Genomic DNA, 20,625 nt, shown 5'->3' on the forward strand with positions numbered 1-20,625 from the left:
GTCTGCCCTTAGTTTTCAATTATCCCAAATGCTCATATGATAAATATGTAAATCAAAAGTAGCTATCCATACAAGAGATACAAGCCATGCTTTAATGCTATGCAATAAAAGTATGTAATCCGTACTATCCATAATACGCTATATTGCCTAAACAGGATGTTATTAAACAAGGCGTGCTTTGTTAATGTTTCTACACAATGTAACTGCATGGCTCTGTGCTTAAGAAACCACCACTTTTTTGCCTTTAGATTCAATGGGTAAGTTCGCCAAACAAATCAAACTGTCACTACTGATACCTGCGATTAAATATTGTTTGGTCAGTGGATCGTACTCAATTACTTCAATAGGCTGGCGGGTTAAGCGCTGGTCTTGTCCTATTATCCAGATATTGGCAGTCAAAGAACGCAGCGGTTTGTAAGGCGGCACCTGTATTTGTGTCAAGTCAACATTATGTAGGGCAATTTTAGGCACAATAGTACCCACTTCTATCTGCCCGTAGTCAACTCTGCCAGTGACTTGCATATCAGGCGCTAGCTGATTGCGACTGACTTCATTGTTGATCACATTTACATAGACCAAAAGCTGCATCGGTTGTTTTACCGCCTGCACTTTACTGACCTGACCGGTAAATTTATCTACTCTATCTTCGGCAGTAAAGTTGACGGTTTGACCGACAGAAATTTGCGATTCAGCTTCAATCGGCAACGTTGAGATAAAATGCAATTCCGTTTCGTCACTGAGCTTCAATAACACTGTTTGAGCTTCTATCTTTTGTCCAGCTTGCACCGACAGATTCTCTACGCGTCCTGAAAAGCGGGCACGCAATGTGATTAAATCAGAGGACTGCTTTGCCGTTGTTCTGCCTTTGCTATTACTAGCAAGCTCGGCTCTATTATCATTAATAATAGGTTGCGTTGGCATTGTCTTATTATCAATACTAGCATTAGATTTTTTATTTAAGACAGAGGTCTGGCTAGTATTCTCAGATGTACTAGCTCCATCAACATTACTAGCAGTTGTATTTAATTCTGCTTCTATATTGGTTTCAGTATTATCCGAGCCTATCGCTTTGTTTAAAATTTCCTGACGTCGAACCGTGACTAGCGGCGTACCTTTTTTCACCCATTGGTTATTACTGACTAATACTTGCTCTACCGTCAGCGGCTGTGCCGCCATAAGGTTGATTTGCTTGATAGGTTCGATACGACCTTGTAAACCAAGGCTGGGCTGATAACGGGTAGGTTTGATACTTAAAATATGATCAGGTGTGATGGTGACACTATCGGCACTAATGAGTGGTATATCAACCGCCTCATTATTTTCGCTAGTCAACGCTTCGGTAGGAGATGTTGGCTGGCAGGCGATAAGAAATAGGGCGCTCAATATATAAACGCTCTTTTTTAACGGCGCAGTCTGTAAGCATATAAAACGCATGTAATGCAGCGAGCGCATAAAAAATGTCATACCAATCACCATCATAAACGACTTTTTATTATATAGGGAATTACAAGTATGGGAAATGGTTCTATCATATTGTATTTAACTGGTTTTTTTAAGCGCTAGATGAGACGCTGTAAAAGGCCGTTTTTATATAGAGAATAGTCGTTAAGTGGCTAAATTTAGAACATAATTTCACTAATTACTGGATAATGGCTGGTAACTGTGCTAAAACGAACATATCAAAATATATTGATACATTTTTATCACAAAGGTAAATTATTCAGTAAGATGAATGCTGGTTCTATATAATGGCTACGATTGGAAAGACGACATTTAACAACGAGGCTATTCACTTGTAACTTGGTTGATTTTTTCGGTTTTCAATATAGTAGATTTTTGATGAGACTAGATATTCAGCTGTTTTTATAGCAAGCAATATTGAATAAGAGATACTCGTTTATTGACAGAGGATTCGATTACATTATTCATTAAATTTGCCTGCGATAATTAATGGTTGCAGAGTATGAGTAATCATTGAATTTATGGCTATAATAATGCTGTAAGAAATTTAGCATAACGCCCAACATACTAAGATAATTCATTGTGAGTGAACAGTACTACGCGTGAGTAGTACTGTGAACATATCGCATAATGAATAAACAGTCGTTAATAGGACAATAAGAATGGAAAATAATTTTGATGGTTTAAAAGTAATGGTTATTGATGACTCAAAAACCATTCGCCGTACCGCAGAAACCTTGCTGCAAAAAGCGGGCTGTGAAGTTGTCACTGCCATTGATGGATTTGATGCCTTGGCTAAGATTGTCGACCACAATCCAGATATTATTTTTGTGGATATCATGATGCCACGTTTGGACGGTTATCAAACTTGTGCCTTGATTAAAAATAACCCTGACTATGCCAGTAAACCTGTGATTATGTTGTCATCTAAAGATGGTTTATTTGATAAAGCCCGTGGACGTATTGTAGGTTCTGATGAATATCTGACCAAACCGTTTAGTAAGGATGAGCTTTTTGAGGCAATTAACCAGTATCGTTAATCTGTAAAATGATCATAAAAAGTGGTCAAGGCTTTTTCATATAACGATAAAATATTGTTGTCATAATCAGTAATGTGCATTCAGTTCAGCATGAAGTATTACTTCAATCGGTTTGTTTTAACACTCTATATCTAACAGATATCATCGAAAATAAAGGAAATAACTATGACTACTGTATTAGTCATTGACGATTCACCATCTGAGATGGCGAAATTTCGCGACATGCTTTCTAAAAATAACTATCAAGTATTGGAAGCGACAAATGGTGAACAAGGCTGCCAGATGGCCATTGCTCATCTACCAGACGTCATTTTGATGGATGTGGTCATGCCTGAAATGAATGGTTTTCAGGCAACTCGTAAAATCACTCGTGACAAGGCAACAGCACATATTCCTATCATCATGATCAGTACCAAAAATCAAGAAACCGATCGTGTATGGGGCAAGCGTCAAGGTGCAAAAGAGTATCTTACCAAGCCTATTGATGAAAGCGGTCTGGTCCAGATTATTCGTAAAGTAATGGAGTAGCTTGTGGCATCGAGAGGATTTATTGAGCTTCTGCGTATAGCAGATATGGCACGTTCGCGTAAAAGCGGACGCCGCGGCGGACAAGAATTTGACTGGCAAGGGGTAGTATTTGAGATTGGCGGTCAACGCTTGGTTGCGCCAATGGGTCAAGTAGCAGAAGTATTATCCATGCCAGAATATACCAGCGTGCCCTTAGTAAAGCCTTGGATGCTTGGTATTGCTAATATTCGTGGGCGTTTACTGCCATTGACCGATTTGTCTCGATTTTTACAAGTTCCCAGTCGGTTAGCGCAAATGAGTCAGCGTAAAGTTATGGTTATCGACCATGATAATGTGTTTTCAGGATTACTTGTTGACCAAGTGATTGGTATCGAGCAGTTTACTCAAGACCAATATCGTCCAGAAGCCATTGAACCGAATTCGCCATTTGCACCTTATAACCATGGCAAATTTTTCAAAGATGAACAAGATTGGTATGTGTTTATGCCAAGCTTATTGACACAGGATCTACAGTATACCGATGCTGCAATATAACTGTCTTTAATGACCCGTCATGTTTGATCATTAGGTGTTCATTAAAACGATGGCAGAAGAATCATAGCTGACATGATCCGGTAGTGTGTCAGCATTCATACAGGCTTTGTTCATCACGGTTGTTTTGATAACACTATGATTTCAGAGTCAGTCACAATAAGACTTTGATGATTGTTTGAAAGGAATAAGTGCGATGAGTGATGTTATAAATAACCCTGTAAGCGGTGTAAATAAAGCCGCGACAAATGCAAACAGTCAATGGAAACTATTACTAGGCGGTTGTGCTCTAGTGGCTATGGGTGCTCTATTGGCGCTGATCAATGCCATATCCTCGGTCAGTGAGTATTTAACCGATTTTAATCAGGCTGTCATAATACCGGTAGTTGTCTTTGTGCTCAGTGTACTGGGTATCTTTTTCGCTTTTTATAAGTTGCTACAGCAGCGTGGTGGCTCAGAACGTTTACTTATTGAAAAAGAGACCTTACGTCGTCGTCAAGAAGCAGAAGCTGAGTCTGAACGTGCGCGCCAAATCCAAGAAGAAAACGAGCGTAACCAGATTGCTATTTTGCGCCTACTTGATGAGTTGGGTGATTTGGCAGACGGCGATTTGACGGTCAATGCAACAGTATCAGAAGACTTCACTGGTGCAATTGCCGACTCTGTTAACTTTGCTATCGACCAACTACGCCAATTGGTACTGGTTATTAACAGTACCGCAGATCGCGTTTCGCAGTCATCAGAGCAAACACAGATGAATGCAGTCGAGCTTGCGGCAGCCTCTGAGCATCAAGCACAAGAAATCGCTGGTGTGTCTGCGGCTATTAATGAGATGACGGTGTCCATTGACCAAGTTTCGAATAACGCTGCAGAATCTGCAACGGTTGCTCAGCGTTCGGTTGCCATCTCTTACAATGGAGCAGAAGTAGTACAGCGCTCTATTGAAGGTATGAACGTTATCCGTGATCAGATTCAAGAAACCTCAAAACGTATTAAACGTCTTGGTGAGTCTTCGCAGGAAATTGGTGATATCGTTGGTTTGATTAACGATATTGCAGACCAAACTAACGTTTTGGCATTAAACGCAGCGATTCAGGCATCGATGGCAGGTGAAGCTGGACGAGGCTTTGCGGTTGTTGCTGATGAGGTTCAGCGTCTTGCTGAGCGTTCGGCAAATGCAACCAAACAGATTGAAACGTTGGTAAAAACCATTCAAGCAGATACCAGTGAAGCGGTCATGTCGATGGAATCAACGACGTCTGAAGTCGTACGTGGTGCGCGGTTGGCAAAAGATGCGGGTGAAGCACTAGAAGAGGTGCAAACCGTTTCTAATACTTTGGCGGATCTCATTCAGAATATTTCAAATGCTGCTCTGCAACAGGCAGAGTCGGCAGGTCATATTTCTCATACCATGAACATTATTCAAGATATTACCTCTCAAACGTCTTCTGGTACGATGGCGACTGCACGTTCTATTGGTGAGCTAAGCGAAATGGCTGCAGCACTACAAGAATCAGTCACCGGCTTTAAAATATCAAATGATGATGAGCAGTTGAATCATGAAAGCATGGATCATGAATATCTCGATATGGATGAGAGAGTCTCAGCCAGTATGTAATAACTGTCGATAATAGCTATGATTTTTCCTATGGAAATGTTAACCAAATTGCTGCTCTAAATAAACATTATAAAATTTGGAGCAGCAACATTAATAGCAGGTCACATGAATCATCATATTCAAAAAGGCAGTATTCATATAATTGAAGCTACATCAATAGACAGCCTCATGCAAGATAATGTGAAAATGATACGGCATGACGATTATTTTGATACTAGACAGTGGCAACGCTATATAGAGTGTGAGATTGGTTTTATTTTACCTAATATTCAATGTAATTGGTTGGAAAACGCGGTGATTCACACGGCATTGTTTTATGGATTGACTACCATCCAGTTGTGGCAGCAATTGCCGTTTAACAATGAGCTACGCCAGCATTTGCTTGATAAAGTATTGATCCATGAAAGCCGATTTTTCCGTCATCTGCCTTCTATTAATTTTGTCACAGAATGTGCAGAGCAGCATCAGCGCCGCAAGTGGATAGCTGCTGATACTAGTGAGATGTTTCACATATGGAGTGTGGGCTGCGCGAGCGGACAAGAGACGTGGTCTCTGGCAATGAGTTTGGCTGCAAAGCAATTGAGCAATTACACGATCTTGGGTACAGATGTCAGTCAACAAGTACTAGCAAAGGCGCGATTAGGTCAATATGACGCTAAACAGCAATCGTTAATTCCGCCATATTGTCAGCAGTTTGTGCAACCATTATCACCAGCAATCATGGCTGACGAAGCGAGTGTTGGTAACGCTTATCTAAATAAAACCACGGCAAGTAGTAGCTATTGCTACTGGCAGGTCGCAGCAACGTTAAAATCGCAGGTCCGTTTTGCTTTACACAATATTATGGATGAAAAACCGCCTACCGCACATCTACAACAGGTGATTGTTTGTCAAAATATGCTGCTATATTTTCGCAAGTTTGATCAGCGTGATATTTTAGCTCGATTATCAAAACAATGCGCCTTAGGTGGTTATATTATATTGGCTCCAGGTGAGGCGCTATTTTGGCGTCCTTCAAATATGCGCCGTATTGCGCACCCACATCTCAATGCGTGGCAAAAAATCAGTACCTAAATTAGCGCCTAAAAGAGTCAGGATGAATCTATGAAAAACCAGCCCAATGACATGGTAACGCTTGAGTGGTTATTGCCACTGTTTAATCAGCAATTAACACAGGTAGCTGATGGCTGGCAATTAGAGACAGCAGGCACTAATAATGAGCAAATGGAACAGTACTATCATGAAATTGCTGGTGCCCTGATCATGATTAATTTGCCTGCTCTAGCAAGTTTAGCGAATAAGCTTAGCCTATTAGCAAAAGCCAGTGTTTTTGATGGTCTAAACAATGATGATCTAGATAATGACAGCTTAGATATAAATTTGGCTGCTGAGAAACTCAGAATAGGGCAGATTGCTCATAAAGTGTTACAGCGTGAGCTGGAACATTATGTGTGCACAGGTAGATATCATAGTGTTTTAATGAATAAAACGCTGACTGATCTAGCACAAGTCTTATCGCAGTTTGATATAGTCACAGAGCCGCTTGCAGATACGTTATCATTGACGACAGACAGTCATTTGGCTAGCTTATCGGATTATGATGATATTGACATAACTCTACCTGTGAGTAGATCAGTGTCAGATTTAGATAGTCAACAGCATCGGCAATTGCTATTAGTGTGGCGCCAACAGACGCAAAAATTGCTTGCTGCCAATATGAATAAGACTGCTATCCTGACTGTGCTACAAAAGGTCAGCCATTATTTATGGCAAACGGCGCAAGAAGCTGATTTGCAGCGCTTGTGGTATCTGGCTGAGCTGTGGCTACAGGATCTTGGGCAAAATGAAATACCACTACCTAAGCAGTATGCAGGAATATTAAGTCAGCTGGATCAATTGATAGACAGTCATCAAGATCAGATTGAGCCACCTATAAGTGAGATTCAAAGTCTCATTAGTCATATTTATAGCGAATTAAGTAGCCTTATTCATAACAGTGATAATGCTGAATCTTTATTGAATGGCGGTGTACAGATAGACGCTGAAGTAGGTCTCTTACCTCGTATATTGAGTGAGATTGAGACGATTATTTTTGCACTTGATAAGCCTCATACTTTGCTAAAACCTTTAGCGAAAATGCATAACCAGCTTAAAAGTCGTGGCTGGACATTATTTGCCTCACAAATCGATGCTATTGCGACTAATGTAGAGCGTAGCCTCTTATCAGAGCAGGATTTTACGCAAGAACAATGGCAGATTGAACGTCAGCTACAAGAGTTGTATAGCGCTGTCTATAATACAGAACAAATGATTTCTATCAAAATTGGCGATACATCTGTTTCTACTAGCATTGATAATGACTTGCAACCAGCAAACAGTTTAGATGTTGGTTCTGTTAATGTGGATTTACGTGAGTTACGTATTGCGGCTGAAGAAGTTAAGCAAGATTTTCATAACTATATACAACGACAACAGTTAGAGTTATTGCCAGAGCAGGCAAGTCTTGCGAGTCTGAGCCAGACTTTTAATATTATGGGGCTGCCAGCGATTGGTGAAGTAGTCGACAAGATAGCCGATATATTTGTACAGATACGTACTCATAATATTGCCATATTGAGCTGGGACGTTATCGAAGCGTTGGCAGAGAGTTTGAGTGCCATTGAGTTATTATTGGATTATCTTGCGCAACAGTTTGTTGATCAAACACTACTAGAAAAAGCAAATGCTTATATTGATACGGCAGCCAAGCTACTTAATGCATATATCGATGCGCCTGAAGCAGTCAACGATACTTTCCTCACCCAAAAACCAGCCGCCAATGATGTATTGCGCTATGACGACAGCGGTGAGATTGCGCCTAGCACTGAACCGTCTTTTAATGCTGAGACGTTGACTGACTCACTATTAGACTATAAACAGTCTATAGAGACAGGGGCAAGCGAAGCTTTATTGAAAATGCGCCAACAGCTAAATCCTGATACCTTCGATATCGATGAAGACATTCGAGAAATATTCATTGAAGAAGTTGAAGAAGTGATTGGTGATCTAGAAGACTTTTTACCAATATGGCAGGAAGATGCGCAAGATTTAACACCATTAACGGAACTACGTCGTGGTTTCCACACCTTAAAGGGCTCGGGACGTATGGTTGGTGCTGTTAGCATCAGTGAGATGGCATGGTCTATCGAAAATCTACTCAACCGTTTATTGGATAAAACCTTATCCGTAACGGACGATGTGGTAACGTTGATAACAGAAACCACTAAACGCCTACCCGTTATGTTATTTGACTTTGCAGCACAGCAGCCACCAAGCTTTGACCCTGCTATTACTCTTTTGCAAAGTCATAATTTGATGACTCAGCAACCACTAAATGCAGGTTTACCAGTAGCTGCGCCTACTTCATTAACAGCTGATATTGAAGAATCGGACTTTGCATCAGATCATCATATACTTGACCATAATTTACACGCGCAAGCCATAAGCTCAGTCTCAGAGCCAGCTAACACTTTGGATGCATTGTCAGATTTAGAGCTCCCTTTGGTATTGCAGCCATTTATTTTGGAAGCAGAGTCGCTAGTGACAGATGCAAACGATGCTGATCCTGATATTAAAGAGATATTTATAGAAGAGGCTAATGAAGTCTTGGATGAAATCATCCCTTTATATGAACATTGGCAGCTTTCACCTACTGATTTGACTGAACTGAAAGACATACGCCGTGGCTTTCACACTCTGAAGGGCTCTGGTCGGATGGTCGGTGCTCATTACAGTGCTGAATTAGCATGGTCTATAGAAAACATGCTAAACCGCATTTTAGATAAGAGCATAACTGCCTCAGCGGATATACAGCAGCTGATTGGTGATGTATTGACCGTATATCCTGAGTTACTAAGCACTTTCGAGCGTGAAAGCCAAGATTATCCTACTATGATGCCATTGTGGGTTGCCTGTGCTAATGCTTATAGCAAACAATTAGGTGATGAATTCAGTTACTGTGCATTATACAATCAATGGTTACAGCCTGCTAAGCATACGCCAAGTCACATTGATTTAGACAGTCATATTCAAGATTTGGAGAATGATGAAGCCATTGATCGCACCTTGCAGACGATTTATTCGGTCAATGAAAAAATGGCAGAAGCACCAGTTATTGTGATGCCTCAAAGTGAAGAAGAACAGGCGTTTTTTGACATCTTTATTGAAGAGGCAGAAGAGTTGTTAGAAGGCGTTAATGACTTTGTCCGTCATCATAAAAATGAGCCATATGTCGAGGTAAGTGACGAGATTGTGCGCGCATTCCATACTTTGAGAGCAGCTTCTGGCTCTAGTGCATTGACTGCCATTAGCGACGTGAGTGCGACGATAGAGCAAAGCTTAGAGCTTCTACAGCAGCAGGATATACCGATGAATGCAAGCCATTTAACTGCACTGGCCCAATCTGTCACGCTTATTGATGGTTATCTCCATAACTATAAACAACATGCAAACCAGCAAGATATGTCGGCAGAGCATATGCAAAGCGAGCAGGATATCGCCTCGTTACAGGCGATGCTTGAAGAGCAAGATGACGATAGTGAGGCAAGCACTGAGGATAAACCAACGATTAATGACTTGTTAGATGGCAATATTGATGAGTTATTAGATGCCGAGTGGCAATTAGATGAAGCGCTTAACAGTGCTGATATCGAGCAAATCCAAGCCTATATCGCTGAGCAAATTTTACAAATTAAATATTTAACTGAAAAAGCACAAGCCTTTCCAAAATTCGTCTCTATTCTTGATGCCTTACAAGATGCTTATCATTATTTGAGCCAATATCCAAAAGAAGCGGCAGATATTGATATCCAAGAAATCCTACTTGCAGGTCATGCGCAGTTAGTTGGTTTATTTGATGCTTTAGCAGGCAGTACGTCATTAAAAATTGATGAGCAAGTACTAGAGCGGTTAGAGAGTATCAAGCAATACAACACCGTGCAAACTAGTATCGTGCAAGACAATATTGTGCAAGATAAGAATGAAAGTGATGAAAATATAGCCGATGAAGAACAGGTTACTGTACAAAGTATTGCCGCACCTGAGCTAGAGCTTGAAAATATTGATACGGATATTGAGCTACTAGAAATCTTCTTAGAAGAGGCGCAAGAGCTTGATGATGCGCTGGTCGAGAGTTTCAGTAAGTGGCGTGCAGACATCACCCATATTAATACCTTAAAGGTACTCCAACGCCATCTGCATACCATCAAAGGTGGTGCGCGTATGGCTGGTATCCGCAGTATTGGCGACTTGACTCATGAAGCAGAAAGCGTTTATGAGGCGTTTGTAGAATCTAAACGCGAGCCAACCGCACAGTGGCTTGAGATTATGCAAGTGGTACAAGATACTTTATCGCTGCAGGTAGCACACATTGTACGTTATCAACAATCATTTTTTGCGCCTGAGCTCATGGCTCAATTACAGCAGTTTTTAAAAGCACAAGCATTGCCAGAAACGGTACAGCTTATTATTCCTATGCCAAATAACCATGTGGCAGCTGAGCCTCAAATCTTTGCCAATCAAGATACCCAACATGTAGCAAATGAGGCAGATGCGTTAAGTTTAGATAAAATCGTTCAGCAATCGTGGGCGCATGGGTTACCTGATGCTGATATTTTAGAAGTGTTCTTAGAAGAGGCCACAGCGCTCACCAATCGTAATGAATATCTACAGTTATTCTTGAATGATGCTGGTGACATGGTTGCGCTGCAAGCACTACAACGCGACTTGCATACCTTAAAAGGTGGCGCACGTATGGTTACTGCTACTGGTATTGCTGATTTGGCTCATGAAATGGAATCAGTTTATCAAGACTTTGTTGCTCAGCGCCGCCCTGCAACCACGAAAGTGCTGGAGTTGCTGGCTGCTTGTTATGATTGGCTAGCAGATGCTGTTTTTATCCTATCGCAGCAAGTTAATCCGCCAACACCTAGTTTACTAATTGAGGCATTACAGCAATTTAGTAAAAATCCTAATAGCTTAAAGCAGATACCAACAGAAACCCTGCAAGCTCAGCGTGAAACGATTTTAATTGCCAAAGAAAATCAAGAAACAACCTATATCCAAGAAGATATCAGCGCCATGCCGCTGATGGTTAACGATTCGACTGAACAAGAGCAAAATGCCAATAATAATGAGATGATTCGTATCTCAGGCAGTCTGATTGAGCATATGATTAACCTGTCAGGTGAGTCTGCAATTAACCGTGCTCGTATCGACATGGGTATCAGTAGCTTGACCAACAGTATTGAAGAGATGGGTACTACCGTACAGCGTCTAGCGGATCAGTTGCGCCGTATGGAAATTGAGCTTGAGGCACAGATTTTATCGCAGATTGATGAAGAGCTGGTCAATCATGAAGGTTTTGACCCGCTGGAGATGGATCAATACTCTTCTTTGAATCAGCTGTCAAAATCTTTGTCAGAGTCGGCATCGGATTTGGTCGAAATTAACCATACTTTATTAGAAAAAACGCGTGATAGTGAAAGTCTATTGCTCCAGTTATCTCGGACGCAGACTGAATTACAAGATGGTTTGATGAACTCACGTATGGTTCCTTTTACGCGATTAACACCAAGGCTTGAGCGTATTGTCCGCCAAACGGCTAATGAGCTGAATAAGTCGGTTGAGCTAAAAATTATCAATGCTGATGATGAGATGGATAGAACCATTCTAGAGCGCATCACCTCACCGCTTGAGCATATGTTACGTAACGCAGTCGATCATGGCATCGAAAATGTGGCAGCAAGGCTGGCAGCAGGTAAAGAGCGCAGTGGTCAAATCACGCTAGAAGTACTACGTGAAGGAAGTGAAATTGTCATTTTGCTCAATGACGATGGACAAGGGATTGATGTAGAAGCGGTACGCGAAAAAGCCATCTCTCAGGGTTTGATCGACGCCAAAGATAGGAATCTTAGCGACCTTGATATTATGCAATATATATTTAATGCCGGTCTGAGTACCAGCAAACAAGTCACGCAGATATCAGGGCGCGGCGTCGGTATGGACGTTGTTATTAGTGAAATTCGTCAGCTAGGTGGTGCTGTATCCGTGGTATCAGAGCTTGGCAAAGGATCGAGCTTTACCATTCGTGTACCATTAACGGTAGCTGTGTCTGATGCTTTGGTGGTTCGAGCAGCGGATCGTTACTATGCCATACCTTTGGTGCAGATTGAACGCGTTGTACGTATCAATCCAGAAAAAGTTTATGACTATTATCAATCGGGCGAGGCGACTCTCAATTTTGAAGACACCGACTATCGTGTACGCTATTTAAATGAGATTTTATCTGGTAATAAGCTCAATGAGCTGGTCGTTAATACCAATACCAGCGTGCCGCTTATTATTATCAAAAATCGCAGTGGTCAGAATATGGCCTTACAAGTTGATCAAATAGCAGGCTCACGTATTGAAGTAGTGGTAAAACCTTTGGGGCAACAGTTCTCAAATTTATCTGGTATCTCAGCGGCTACCATTATGGGCGATGGCTCAGTGATGCTCATTCTAGACTTGATAGCCTTGATGCGTAACGCGGCTTTAGTCAAAGACGTCACGCATTCTAAAGCTACTGAACAAAGAAATATGGATTCCAATACCACGATTCTGGTCGTTGATGATTCAGTCACAGTCAGAAAAGTAACATCACGATTCTTAGAGCGTCAAGGGTTCAATGTGGTACTTGCCAAAGATGGTATCGATGCGCTTGAGATACTACAAGAGATGACGCCTGACTTAATGCTGCTTGATATTGAAATGCCGCGCATGGACGGTTTTGAAGTTGCTACCCAAGTCAGACATAATGGACGCTTGCAGCATCTGCCTATTATCATGATTACCTCACGAACCGGTGAGAAGCATCGTGAACGTGCCCTTGAGATTGGGGTAAATGACTATATGGGCAAACCTTTCCAAGAAAACCAGCTGCTTGATAAAATCCAAAGTTTATTGGATGAAAAGGTCCACCTAACTCATCATGGGTAACATACGTGCCTTGGCGTTAAAAGATAAAAATGAGATTAAAGTACTGGTGGTGGCAGAAGACCATCAGCAGCGGATGGCGTTCTCTGATACAGTGCGGAGCTGTGGCTTTCATCTGGTGGATTGCGTTACACCATCGCAGTTGAAGGATAAGTTTGATGGTTATGAAAGCGCTATTGATATCTGGTTGATAGACAGTGATTACGATGAGCATCTAGCGACCATGACAGCTGCTTCCAATCCTGTAGCGATGTTGGTCGGGTTTAGTCAAGCGCCTTATCTTAATGAGGCGCAGCAGTACGCTAAATGGCAACGTAAATTCAAACGTAAGCTTGCGCAACTGCTGGATTTGCCAAATCTTATCGATAATTCTGTCTATAAGGATGATATTAGTGATTGGCGTTATGTGGTGTTCTTAGGGGCATCTATGGGTGGTCCTAGTGCGGTTAAAGCGTTCTTAGATCACCTATCGCCAACACTGCCGATAAGTATTTTACTAGCGCATCATTTTAATCAAACCATGATTAGTACCTTGCCACGTATATTAAATCGCCATAATGACTGGCACTGCCAGATGATTACTTCCTCGCAGCGCATGCGTACAGGTCAATGTCTGATCGTACCTATCAATCAACAGATTGTCTGTGACTCAACTGGTCGCATTATCTTATTAGATCAGGCTTGGGTAGGGGATTATAAACCTGCTATTGGTCAGATTCTTAAAAACACCAGTGATGTTTATGGTAGCGAGCTAATAAACATTATCTTTTCAGGTATGGGCAATGATGGTACGCAGTATTTAGATTTGATACAAGATAATGACAGTCAGTTATGGGCACAAGACCCAAGTTTGAGTACTTGTCCCAGTCAGCCACAGGCTATCATTGACTCAGGATATTGTACCTTTATCGGTAGTCCTCAAGCATTGGCAGAAAAGCTGACCAACTATATTGCTAATAAAGCGACAAACGACACTCCACATTCATTTATTGTGAGCGACTTATGAGACAGATGTTAAAACATTCATTTGAGGCAGTAAGCTTACTGACCACCACTAATGGTATGCTCGATGTGACGATCATTCCAGCGCTTGATCAGCCGGATTGGCTTGTTCCTAGTGGTTTGATTTTGAGTATAGATGAGTACAGCGAATATACGCAATTTTATGAGTGGCAACAGCAACAAATCGCTGTGTTCCATATGTTACCGAGCCATCAAACGCCAGATAAGATGGTTATATTGGAAGGAAATACATCAGCGCATCGTATTGCTTTGCAAACTACAGGTGAGGTGCGTCAACTACAGGCGCGTATCTCTGATGTGAAAGATGTTGAGCTACCTGAGCATTTTATCAAGTCAAATAGCAATATCGATACGGTTCATGAACGTGTACAAGAAGAGGTTGTGCTATCCTATCTTTTTCAGACGGTCATGATTGATAATATGCTGTATTTGGTGCCAGATTTGGATAAAATTGCGCATCAATTGGTAGATTTAGGCGGCTAGTTTGCTCATTAGATAGTCACTATCTATATCTATGCCTAAGCGCTTATTAAGCAATCAGTAGCGACAGAGGTAACACAGTAAATTTATGAATACTACTCATTCCAACCTAACAAAATGGTCCTTTGCCAGTCGATTTTTTCACTGGATTAGCGCGATTTTATTGCTGATTACATGGACCATGATTTTTTTATATGACAACCTAGATAGCAATCTCTATATTGGGCTACATAAAGCCTTTGGGGTTAGCCTATTATTTTGGATGATAGCACGAGTCATTAATCGCATCTTTACCAAAGCGCCACCAGCAGTATTGATGCCGAAATGGCAAATGCTGCTTTCCCAATTGTCGCATTTTGTACTTTATGCTCTGTTGATTGCGATGCCAATAGCAGGGTTAATGATGTCTTTGTATGGTGGCCGTCCGGTTGATATATTTGGTATATTTCAGATACCTGTACTAGTAACCCCAGATAGAGGGTTGGCTCGACTCTTTAATGACTGGCATGTAGATATCATTTGGCCAATGATTATCGCCTTTACTGTGCTTCATATCGGGGCGGCTTTGTATCATCAGTTTGTGAAAAAAGACAATCTCATAGCACGTATCAAGTAATAGACTTTTAATGTCGTTACGACATATCAAAAGTGCTGCTTATAGCACTTTTGTATTAAGAGATGGCATCTATTTCGTAGTTTCCACAGTGTAAAATATACCCGTAAAAAAGCCCTGCGTATCATACACAGGGCTTTTTTTGATGATCAAAATAAATATAGGCTAACTATAAATTTACTTTTTATGCTCAGGTAAATTAATATTCATCTCAAGCACGTCCAAGCTATCTTCAGAACGATGATTGATATTGACATCATCAATCTGTACGCCATTGACATACTTATTGACCACTTCTAATATCTCACGTTTCATTTTTTCGATACGGTCTGCGGTCAAGCGATTGTTTAAGCGATTTTCACTTGCGACAATAACCTTTAAGCGCTCAGTTGCCATATTGGCACTGCCTGCATTGCTGTCATCAGTACCAAATAAGCTACTCCAAAATCCTTTTTTCTTACTCATTATTAACCCCCAAACCAGCGCTGTAATAGACTCTTTTTCTTCACATCAATATGACGTAATGGACGTTCTTCCCCTAGGAAGCGAGCGACAATATCATCATAACATTGACCAGCAATAGAGTCGGTATAATGAATCACGGGCTCACCGTGGTTAGAAGCTTCCAGCACGGAATGGCTCTCAGGAACAACGCCCAGTAATGGAACTTTTAAGATGTCATTTGAGATGGTTTCAATATCCATCATCTCATTGGCTGCTGCGCGCTCTGCATTATAGCGTGTGATAATCAGATGCTCACGTACAGAACCTTGGTTTTCAGCCACTTTTTTCGTCTGGCTTTGCAAGATACCAATGATGCGATCTGAGTCACGTACTGATGAGATCTCAGGGTTGGTAACGATGATGGCTTCATCCGCATGATACATGGCGAGCTGCGCGCCGCGTTCGATACCTGCAGGTGAGTCGCAAATAATGTAATCGAATTGCTTAGAAAGCTCTTCCATAATCTCTGCCACACCGTCATCTGTTAACGCATCTTTATCGCGCGTTTGACTGGCAGGTAGAATGTAAAGATTTTCCAATTGCTTATCTTTGACAAGCGCTTGTGATAGGCGTGCATTGCCATTGATTACATCGACAAAGTCATAAACAATTCGATTTTCGCAGCCCATAATCAAGTCTAGATTACGCAAGCCTACATCAAAATCGATAACAACTGTCTTATAGCCACGTAATGCTAAACCGGCGGCAAAAGAAGCACTGGTCGTGGTTTTACCCACACCGCCTTTACCCGAAGTGATTACAACAATCTTCGCCACAATGGCACACTCCTATAAATTGATGAATTGATGAGATATATTATATAAAACAGCATATATATTATATATAAAGCATTATGCTTTCTGGTCGTCCATACACTGTATATATACTCTCTGCGAGCGTAAGCCTAGCATAAATCTAGCAGAACTTATAGCAAGTCTCTATTAAAGCATACAAACGGCTAAGATATAATATTAAGCGATTACCTAACTGATATATAAGGACGTAAGTGTGGTAAATAGTGGCAGAGCTAAAAATTCATCATAGCGCAGTTTTGTTAAATAAACTTACTACAATATGAATTAAAAGGGTTTTTGACATATTTACTTTTTAACCTTAACAATATCTATATAAATAACTAGGGTTTGATGCCTTTATTAATCTGAGATTCATCAATGATCGTAAATACCAAACCTTGACCTTCTAAAAACCGCACTTCGACCGATTTATCAATCACATGCTCAGGCAGATTGTCGCGTAAGCAATAAGTACCGGCGACTGACACCAGAGAGGGGTTAAAAACTTGGCAAAAAATGCGTGCGTCTTTATCGCCCGTAGCACCTGCGACCAAGCGACCTTGAGCACGACCATAAACGTGCAAGTTATTATCAGTAATAGCTTCAGCGCCACTATTGACACTGTTGGTCAAAATCAAATCGCCACCGACATGATTGAGACTTTGTCCTGAGCGCAGCATTTGATCATAGATAAGACTGGTAATATGCTCAGTACTGATAAGGGTTTCTGCTGTTTCTACAGATGAATCAGCTTGCATTTCTGCGCTTGTTTGTAGCGCTTGATGAGCACTCACGTTATCCGTCTTAGACTCACTATTATCAGTAGCAGCCGTTGTAGAAGCAGCAACGTGGCTTAGTTGCGTTACTGCTTTTTTACTGGGTAAAATGCGCTCAATACGCTTACCATCTGCTGGAAATATTGCCAAGCGTAGCTCACGTGCTTGCGCGTCAAGTAGCCCTGTCACGACGCCGATAGGCTGTAAACCCCAAGACCATAGCAACTCGACCAGTGCTGATAGATCTTGCTCAACCTCGCTATCAATCAACACAGGAATATGACTGCTCTTATTGCTCAACGTGCTTTGTAATTGAGCAGCAATCGCCACAAAGTCATCGGTACTAAACTGTACCCGTGAAAAGGTCAGCATTTTGCCATAAAAGGCTAAAGCAGGCGTGGCTGACGAAGTGTCGGTATAGTTGTCGGCAATGGTCATAATTTACATCCTCAAAAGGTAATCGTAATGCTATATTCGTGGTGATATTTTTCTTATCAAATCATTATTTTAAAGCTTTAAAGATTCTATAATTTAAGCAAGTCTTGATGCTTCCACTGTTGAACTTTTATTTGCGCTTCAAATTCTGTCAGACCATCATCGATAATGCTAGCAATGAGATGGTCTAATGCCGGATTGTCTGTATCGATTTGAGCGATCCCACTAGCGATAGCGACCATCAATGCGTCAAGGCGTTCGGCGTCAAGCAGACGCTCGTTGAGCGCATAAACCACATTTTCACCAATATTTTGCCCCACATGTTGTAGCTGTGATTCAATCAAGCTACCCGCAATAGGTATCATACGCAGATAGCGGCGCAATTCTGGCGTATTGGCAAGCCCATCTTGGATCGCATTGCCCACTTCACTAGCGATAATAGCGCCGCCACCTGCTGACTCAGTTAGAGCTTGTAGTTTTGGTGTCATCTCTTTACGCAGTAGTGACAGTATAGCGGCTTCAATCTCATCACGATTGCGCGAGATGGTAGAGTCGATAAACGATTTTTGCCTCTTCGGATCAGTAAGCTCTTGCCGAAAGGTCTGAATGGTCGTTAAAATAACGCGGTCAGACAACTCCTCTAATACTACATCGATATAGAAGTTGATTCTATTGATCCATGGCTGGGGCAATACTTGATAGCCTAGTTGATATAGTCGTCGTCCGATAATAACAACGCGAAATAATCGCAGCGCACGCAATTGCGGAAAACAGCCTAATACCTCGTACCAATGCACAAAAGGAAAAAAGAACCAGCGGTAATAGATTTTTTCTTTGATGGCAATCGCCCAGCGTAATAGCAGCTCTGCAATCAAAAACAAGGTAAAAAAGCCGCCCACGGTACGTAATGAGTCATGGATATTACTTTGATACCAGATTAATTGATTGGAAATTCCAAGCCAGTTTGCCGCGTCACTACTAAAACTACTCATCAAAATAGCATCAGTACTGATAACCAATAAATCAATACTGATGGCGATAATCATCACGATATCATAAGTAAGCTTTAAACGATTTGGTTTAGGACGATTTGGTCTTGAAGGCGGAGTCTCTGGTGACCCTGTTGGTGGCTCTGACCCTGCTAAGGACTGATTGAGCGTGGACGTTGACTCTATGGGCGGGCGAGTAATGGAAGAGGCGGGCACAGTCAGTCCTTATAAGTAATAAATGGCAGCAGTCATGAGAGGTATTACACCAATCACAACAAAATCAACACAGCGTTCTAACGGTCATTCACATTATCAATGAATAATGCCAAAAAACAACCCATCAACCATTATAATTTGGTATTTTGCCATTTATCTTCTTTCAAAGAATCCTGTCATTTAATTGCTCGAATTGTCAACCTTAGGATTGGTTTCAAACTCAGCCAACATAGTGGTGATACGCTGATCTTTTTGTTGCCAAACATGCTCTACCCAATCAAACATTTGTGCTTTTATATCCTCATCGTTTTCATAGCCACCTTCTTTGATTCCAGAAAATAAATCATCAGGTATTTCAAGATAGCGCACATCAACGCCTAAGCGTTTGATATTGCCTTTCCACAAATCCCCGTAAGTTGGTACCCCATCAGGATAGACAATGGTCATATCTAAGATACCATCGATGTGTTCACCTAAAGCACTAATCGCCAGCGATAAACCGCCAGCTCTTGGTTTCAGTAGATGGGTATAAGGCGAGTTTTGCTTATTATGCTTTTCTTTGGTAAAGCGTGTGCCTTCTAAATAGTTCAGCAAGGTAAAAGGTTTGTCTTTTAATAACGCACAAGCACGCTTTGCTTCTTCGATATCTTTACCTTTTAAAGCAGGGTTTTTGGCAACTGCTTCTTTAGAGTGACGACGCATCATCGGAAAATCTAAGAAGTAAAAAGCCTGACCAACAATCGGGATATAAATCAGCTCAAATTTCGTAAAAAATCGCGTGAGGGGTAAGCGTTTTTCGCTAATGTACTGCACAATACTGGTATCAACCCAAGACTGATGGTTGCTGACGAGCAGATATTTGCCATGCACATGTACATCATCAGGTAGCGTGATGCGCCAATCTTTTCTTGGTAAGAGGTTTTTTATTAAGGCATTGTTACTACTAATCCAGTGATTGGTAATTTTAATCACTGTTTGATCTGCAATAGGTGCGCCAGTGATAATTTTGCCCATACCCATCAACCACAAGGGAATACTACCACCAAAGCTATTGGCAGCAATGACACCCGTTGCCGTTGCTAGCGAAACCGCTTTGCCCAATTTAGGGGCACGCTGATGGAGTTTTTGCATGGTGGCGTTTAAGCGCATGACCCATTCCTCTCTGTTGATTTTACAAATATATCAATAGTATGTTTTAAGTATTTCTAACACTACATAGCCTCGAAGGCTTAGCTTGCAGGTAATAAGACAACACATAATAAGTCTTATTTTTACGCATTTTGACTTTGCTAGACTCTTGATAGTGTAGTCATATTCACTTAGCCTACAGATATTGCTAATATTAATAGTTAACGGCAGCCTTATATAGATAAGGCTTTAATAAGTAAAGAGTCTTCTATGTAGAGTGATTTCATATTTATATTTTCGCACTGGCTGTTAATAAAAGAGCGTTTAAGTGATAAGACCCTTACTTTTATTCTTCTAATGTTGCTGAGTGATTTTAGCAGAAAAAAATAGAGTGTACGGCTGTAAACGTGACTTGCGATAGCAAATTATGCATTTAACAAAATCGTATTTATCAACACTTATGCACTTCTCATACA

At 41.2% G+C, this 20,625-nt stretch carries 14 protein-coding genes and 1 pseudogene; 9 read left to right on the forward strand and 6 right to left on the reverse strand.

All coding sequences use genetic code 11. The features are described from left to right. Positions 1-219: 219 nt before the first annotated feature. Positions 220-1,464 (reverse strand): efflux RND transporter periplasmic adaptor subunit, encoded by a 1,245-nt coding sequence (locus tag OEG80_RS02055; RefSeq protein ID WP_263241508.1) that lies wholly within the window; start codon positions 1,462-1,464, stop codon positions 220-222. A 659-nt stretch (positions 1,465-2,123) separates the two neighbouring features. On the opposite strand from OEG80_RS02055, the gene pilG reads away from it, so the two are divergent. The 9 genes and pseudogenes from pilG to OEG80_RS02100 all read left to right on the forward strand — a co-directional run bounded on the left by pilG (position 2,124) and on the right by OEG80_RS02100 (position 15,310). After that, positions 2,124-2,501: a twitching motility response regulator PilG gene (gene pilG, locus OEG80_RS02060; RefSeq protein ID WP_011514416.1), complete on the forward strand. Its 378-nt coding sequence runs from the start codon at positions 2,124-2,126 to the stop codon at positions 2,499-2,501. 165 nt (positions 2,502-2,666) lie between these two features. Next, positions 2,667-3,029 carry a response regulator gene (locus OEG80_RS02065; RefSeq protein WP_011514415.1) on the forward strand — a complete coding sequence of 121 codons (363 nt, stop codon included), beginning with the start codon at positions 2,667-2,669 and terminating at the stop codon, positions 3,027-3,029. Positions 3,030-3,032: 3 nt separating this feature from the next. Next, positions 3,033-3,563 carry a chemotaxis protein CheW gene (locus tag OEG80_RS02070; RefSeq protein ID WP_020444252.1) on the forward strand — a complete coding sequence of 177 codons (531 nt, stop codon included), beginning with the start codon at positions 3,033-3,035 and terminating at the stop codon, positions 3,561-3,563. Between the two features lie 526 nt (positions 3,564-4,089). Then, positions 4,090-5,094 (forward strand): annotated as a pseudogene (locus OEG80_RS02075) (methyl-accepting chemotaxis protein); the annotation flags it as partial. Between the two features lie 189 nt (positions 5,095-5,283). Further along, positions 5,284-6,252 carry a CheR family methyltransferase gene (locus OEG80_RS02080; RefSeq protein WP_263241510.1) on the forward strand — a complete coding sequence of 323 codons (969 nt, stop codon included), beginning with the start codon at positions 5,284-5,286 and terminating at the stop codon, positions 6,250-6,252. A 30-nt stretch (positions 6,253-6,282) separates the two neighbouring features. Beyond that, positions 6,283-13,194, forward strand: coding sequence for an Hpt domain-containing protein (locus OEG80_RS02085; RefSeq protein WP_263241511.1), 6,912 nt, complete (start codon positions 6,283-6,285; stop codon positions 13,192-13,194). Next, positions 13,187-14,197, forward strand: coding sequence for a chemotaxis protein CheB (locus OEG80_RS02090; RefSeq protein ID WP_263241512.1), 1,011 nt, complete (start codon positions 13,187-13,189; stop codon positions 14,195-14,197). The genes OEG80_RS02085 and OEG80_RS02090 overlap by 8 nt, the downstream gene beginning before the upstream one ends. Before the next feature lie 5 nt (positions 14,198-14,202). Continuing rightward, positions 14,203-14,697 carry a hypothetical protein gene (locus tag OEG80_RS02095; RefSeq protein ID WP_263241513.1) on the forward strand — a complete coding sequence of 165 codons (495 nt, stop codon included), beginning with the start codon at positions 14,203-14,205 and terminating at the stop codon, positions 14,695-14,697. 85 nt (positions 14,698-14,782) lie between these two features. Beyond that, the gene (locus OEG80_RS02100; RefSeq protein ID WP_263241514.1) at positions 14,783-15,310 is read left to right on the forward strand and encodes a cytochrome b; all 528 of its coding nucleotides are present in this window, start codon (positions 14,783-14,785) and stop codon (positions 15,308-15,310) included. A 174-nt stretch (positions 15,311-15,484) separates the two neighbouring features. On the opposite strand, the gene minE is transcribed toward OEG80_RS02100, so the two are convergent. From minE to OEG80_RS02125, 5 genes are all read right to left on the reverse strand, one after another. Next, complete coding sequence (gene minE, locus OEG80_RS02105; protein ID WP_011514407.1) at positions 15,485-15,772, reverse strand: cell division topological specificity factor MinE; 288 nt, start codon at positions 15,770-15,772, stop codon at positions 15,485-15,487. A 2-nt stretch (positions 15,773-15,774) separates the two neighbouring features. Then, positions 15,775-16,587 (reverse strand): septum site-determining protein MinD, encoded by an 813-nt coding sequence (gene minD, locus OEG80_RS02110; RefSeq protein WP_011514406.1) that lies wholly within the window; start codon positions 16,585-16,587, stop codon positions 15,775-15,777. A gap of 359 nt (positions 16,588-16,946) precedes the next feature. After that, positions 16,947-17,819, reverse strand: a complete 873-nt coding sequence (minC, locus tag OEG80_RS02115; RefSeq protein WP_263241515.1) for a septum site-determining protein MinC — start codon at positions 17,817-17,819, stop codon at positions 16,947-16,949. A gap of 86 nt (positions 17,820-17,905) precedes the next feature. Continuing rightward, positions 17,906-19,021 carry a hypothetical protein gene (locus OEG80_RS02120; RefSeq protein WP_263241516.1) on the reverse strand — a complete coding sequence of 372 codons (1,116 nt, stop codon included), beginning with the start codon at positions 19,019-19,021 and terminating at the stop codon, positions 17,906-17,908. Positions 19,022-19,201: 180 nt separating this feature from the next. Further along, positions 19,202-20,170 (reverse strand): acyltransferase, encoded by a 969-nt coding sequence (locus OEG80_RS02125; RefSeq protein WP_181209665.1) that lies wholly within the window; start codon positions 20,168-20,170, stop codon positions 19,202-19,204. Positions 20,171-20,625 lie beyond the last annotated feature (455 nt).

Origin of the sequence: Psychrobacter sp. SC65A.3, assembly GCF_025642195.1 — a bacterium.
In the GTDB taxonomy this organism is placed as follows: domain Bacteria; phylum Pseudomonadota; class Gammaproteobacteria; order Pseudomonadales; family Moraxellaceae; genus Psychrobacter; species Psychrobacter cryohalolentis.

Bases quoted from the DNA above. Each gene is read 5' to 3' on its own strand.
- OEG80_RS02090 (WP_263241512.1), top strand. From the start codon at position 13,187: ATGGGTAACATACGTGCCTTGGCGTTAAAAGATAAAAATGAGATTAAA.
- OEG80_RS02080 (WP_263241510.1), top strand. From the start codon at position 5,284: ATGAATCATCATATTCAAAAAGGCAGTATTCATATAATTGAAGCTACA.
- OEG80_RS02065 (WP_011514415.1), top strand. From the start codon at position 2,667: ATGACTACTGTATTAGTCATTGACGATTCACCATCTGAGATGGCGAAA.
- minC (WP_263241515.1), bottom strand. From the start codon at position 17,819: ATGACCATTGCCGACAACTATACCGACACTTCGTCAGCCACGCCTGCT.
- OEG80_RS02125 (WP_181209665.1), bottom strand. From the start codon at position 20,170: ATGCGCTTAAACGCCACCATGCAAAAACTCCATCAGCGTGCCCCTAAA.
- pilG (WP_011514416.1), top strand. From the start codon at position 2,124: ATGGAAAATAATTTTGATGGTTTAAAAGTAATGGTTATTGATGACTCA.
- minE (WP_011514407.1), bottom strand. From the start codon at position 15,772: ATGAGTAAGAAAAAAGGATTTTGGAGTAGCTTATTTGGTACTGATGAC.
- OEG80_RS02095 (WP_263241513.1), top strand. From the start codon at position 14,203: ATGTTAAAACATTCATTTGAGGCAGTAAGCTTACTGACCACCACTAAT.
- OEG80_RS02100 (WP_263241514.1), top strand. From the start codon at position 14,783: ATGAATACTACTCATTCCAACCTAACAAAATGGTCCTTTGCCAGTCGA.
- OEG80_RS02055 (WP_263241508.1), bottom strand. From the start codon at position 1,464: ATGACATTTTTTATGCGCTCGCTGCATTACATGCGTTTTATATGCTTA.
- OEG80_RS02085 (WP_263241511.1), top strand. From the start codon at position 6,283: ATGAAAAACCAGCCCAATGACATGGTAACGCTTGAGTGGTTATTGCCA.